General features: G+C 55.8%; 4 protein-coding genes. 1 reads left to right on the top strand and 3 read right to left on the bottom strand.

Features of this window, described 5'->3' with window-relative positions; translation table 11 throughout:
• Window positions 1-46: 46 nt before the first annotated feature.
• The 3 genes from NW856_RS01765 to NW856_RS01755 all read right to left on the bottom strand — a co-directional run bounded on the left by NW856_RS01765 (window position 47) and on the right by NW856_RS01755 (window position 2,550).
• Window positions 47-265, bottom strand: coding sequence for a hypothetical protein (locus NW856_RS01765; RefSeq protein WP_414398786.1), 219 nt, complete (start codon window positions 263-265; stop codon window positions 47-49).
• Between the two features lie 198 nt (window positions 266-463).
• On the bottom strand, window positions 464-1,069 hold the full coding sequence (gene cbiT, locus NW856_RS01760) for a precorrin-6Y C5,15-methyltransferase subunit CbiT (RefSeq protein WP_011432027.1): 606 nt from the start codon (window positions 1,067-1,069) through the stop codon (window positions 464-466).
• Window positions 1,070-1,422: 353 nt separating this feature from the next.
• On the bottom strand, window positions 1,423-2,550 hold the full coding sequence (locus NW856_RS01755) for a hypothetical protein (protein WP_414398785.1): 1,128 nt from the start codon (window positions 2,548-2,550) through the stop codon (window positions 1,423-1,425).
• Between the two features lie 205 nt (window positions 2,551-2,755).
• Here NW856_RS01755 and NW856_RS01750 point away from each other — a divergent pair.
• Window positions 2,756-3,244, top strand: a 489-nt coding sequence (locus NW856_RS01750; protein ID WP_414398784.1) for an AMIN domain-containing protein, incomplete at its 3' end; no start/stop codon positions are given.

Below are 3,244 nucleotides of genomic sequence, written 5' to 3'. Positions count from 1 at the left end.
AAGTTACTGCAGGAGCTGGGATCCCAATTTGGGAAGCTTGCGAACCCTAAATGCCTGGGGACTTGCTGGGTGGGCTTTCTTCGGCTACTGCTTGCCTGCGTCGATCCCCGATGCCGCAATCACCACAGCATTCCGGTCGCTTGAAGTCGTCCCAATGGATGCAAGCCCGGCAGCCTTTCAGCATTTCCGGCCAGCGCTCTCGAATCAACAGTTGCCGCAGCCTGACTTCCCGTGATTCCTGAAAGGGGTGTTGGAATTGATCCATAGCTATTGGGTTTCCCAGCTCTCTTAATCTGGTATAAAAGCAGATTTGAGTTTGGGATCGAGAAATATCAGTATAGCTTAAGGTTTGGGTGACCCAATCTTTTCTGCTGGTTCTAAGACAGCCGAGATAAATCAATCCACTTTTATCCATCACCTTAGGAAAAGATTTACCAAAAAATGTAAACAGTTTACACAAAACTTAGCCCATTTTTTCTCCGCTCAAAACAAAGGTGGGATCCAATGCCAGCAGCATTTGAGTCCGACCGCGGTGTTCCAGGCGGTTCACCGCCGATTGAATCACCTCCACATGATGAGCCCGCACAGCGGCCAGGCCGGCAGAAAGGCCGTAGAGCCCATCCAAAGAGTTGGTCGTCGCCACGACCCGCCCGTTGGGGCTGAGATGGCTCCAGCAGGCTTCCAAGATCTCGCGTAGGGGGTGGCCTCCCTCAATGCAGATGCGATCCGGTGCCGGAGAAAGGTGTTGCAGACAATCGGGGGCAGTACCTTGAATCACCTGCACGTTGGTGAGGCCAAATTTCTCGCAATTGCTCTCGATTAGGCTGACTACCTCGGCATCTCGCTCGATGGCAATCACGCGAGCTTTGGGGCATAGAACAGCCGCTTCAATGGCAATTGTGCCGGTTCCGGCGCCGATATCCCACAGGCAGTGGTTCTCTCCCAGGCGCAACTGGCTTAGCACCAACACGCGCACCTCACGAGGGCTCATCGGAATCCCTGGGATGCGTTCAAAGGCAGAGTCTGGGATCCCTGGGGTGCGGTAGGGCCAAGAGAAGGCGGCTGACATGGGTAAAGTACCGTTGCAGAGGAAGTTTGTCTATACATATCCCTCAGCATAGAGCGAATGCTCAACAGGCCATCTCCAACCTGATAGGGGTGCCGCTTCTCCCGCCCAATCATTGCCCAGATGGGCACCACAAACGCCCTCTGAGCTCAACGGAGTGGTTGGAGCAATTCCCAACCGGCAAAGCTGCAGTCCAAAACCAAAATGATCCTGCCCCCTTGAGGAATCGAGTTGGACACTAGGGAAGTTCTGGAGACAAGCGGGATCCCTTTTACCCAAGAGCTCATTTTGCGCCGGATGTAGCTGGTGCTGCCGGAAAAAGTTGTAGTTGGGGCAATGTTCAGTACAAGAGGATCTTAAGAACGTTTCCTTGAACTGGAGCCTATCAAACCATCCATCCAAAGAATAAGCTTTGCTCGCAGATACAGCCAAATCTCATCATTTGCCCGCAACAGGAATAGAACATATAGGCTCAATACGACGAAAACACACAGGTTCCCTAAAAAAGTGTAGGTTTGGATAATTTGATCGGTGCTCCAGCCAAAGTCGTAGTTTAGGCGGTTCATATCCCCCCTGGCATCTCCTTGGCCGCCCAACAAAGTTCCCCAGGGAACCTCGGCCAATCCCAGTCTGATGCTGTGCCATTCCCAAAAGCTTCTCCACAGGCTGCTGCTCGCGATCCCCAGCACGACAAATCGCAAAGAGTCCCATCGCCAACGATCTGGCAGGGGAAAATAAAAGCTGGCCATCAAAAAGGTGCTGAGATAAAACTCCCCTCCAACACCACCAAAGGTAATCAACAGATCCTGAGTGCGATTGGGCATCAGCCAGGTCATATAGAACTGGAATAGGGCAAGAAGAACGGCCAGCGCCTGTAGCCATCTCATCTGCTCCTGGCGGGCCGACCAGAACAGCAAAATCAGCAAAAAGAGGATTCCAAAATACACAAAGGGATCCCTCTGGGAGCTAACGCTTGTCCAGCCGATGGGCAGAGGCAAAGCCCGATACCCGCTCCACCAGGCGACGGTGGCATGGCCGAGCTCGTGAATCCAAATGTGCCAAGGCAAATGCAGCAACCGCAATAAGCCGATGTTGTTCACCATCAGGGCCATTGCAAAAGCAGCCGGGTAAGCCCAAGCGTTCACCGACCAGTTGCCAAAAGAAAACCGATCCCAACGCCGCCGGGATCCCAGCTTTAGGCTCTGCCGCCAGAGCAAGCGTGAGCCGCGGAAAGCGCAAATCTCCACTTGATCCAGCCGTGGAATCCGCAGTTGCTTCAGGATCAGAAACAGTTGGGCGGCGGCAACTTGGGGGGAGAGCTGAGGCCGATAAGGAGATCCGATGAGGTGGACGTGCAGGGTCTCGTCGGCAAAGTCTACTCGGGCACACCAGCGACGCCGCAGCAGCTCCATCCGCACAACCTGCACAATTGACTGGGCGTGTCCAGCTCGGGCCAGGGCTAGGGGATCCGGTGGCCTGGGCATCCCAAGATACCTCGTCGGAGAACAAGCAGTGGGATGGAGAAGATACGCCCATTATCCTCTGGCCCCGCAAGCAAGAGCGGAATTGCGCTCCTTCCCAGGCTGCTCCGAGGGCAGGTTGGTATAGTTGAGGGCAGCAGGTGTGGGGAGTGGATGGAAGGTCATGCCTGAATTCGGCAAGCCGAGGTCAAGGCGGATATGGGGGGCGATGCTGCTGTTGAGCTTGGCGGGAGCAGGACTGTTTCCCCCTCCCTCTGTCCAGGCTCAGGCGATTACAGCCCCAGGTTTATCGCGCATTGAGCGTTGGTACTACGACCCCCAGCAGGGGCGGCTGGAAGTTAACACCCAGGGCGAGGTGCGGCCTTTTCTGTTCGTGCTGCAGAATCCGCCTCGGGTTGTGCTGGATTTTCCCAACACCCGCTTCGGACGGGAGCCCCAGACCCAGACCTTTGCAGGCCGTGTCACCTCTCTGCAGATTAGCCAGCTTACGGATACCATCACCCGTTTTGTGCTCTATCTGCAGCCGGATCAGCCCCTCAGCCTTAACCACCTGCAACTGCTCACCGCCGGCCCCTCCCGCTGGGCCGTTCAATTCACCCAGGCCGCTCCCCCTTCGCCGCTGTTTCCCCCCTCATCTGCCGGCTCATCAGCTCCCATCCCACTGCCCCAGAGCCAAGCTGTCGGATCCCCCCCACCC

It is taken from the genome of Synechococcus sp. R3-13, from assembly GCF_047462195.1.
Lineage (GTDB): Bacteria > Cyanobacteriota > Cyanobacteriia > Thermostichales > Thermostichaceae > Thermostichus.
This window is presented reverse-complemented; position numbering and strand designations above follow the sequence as displayed.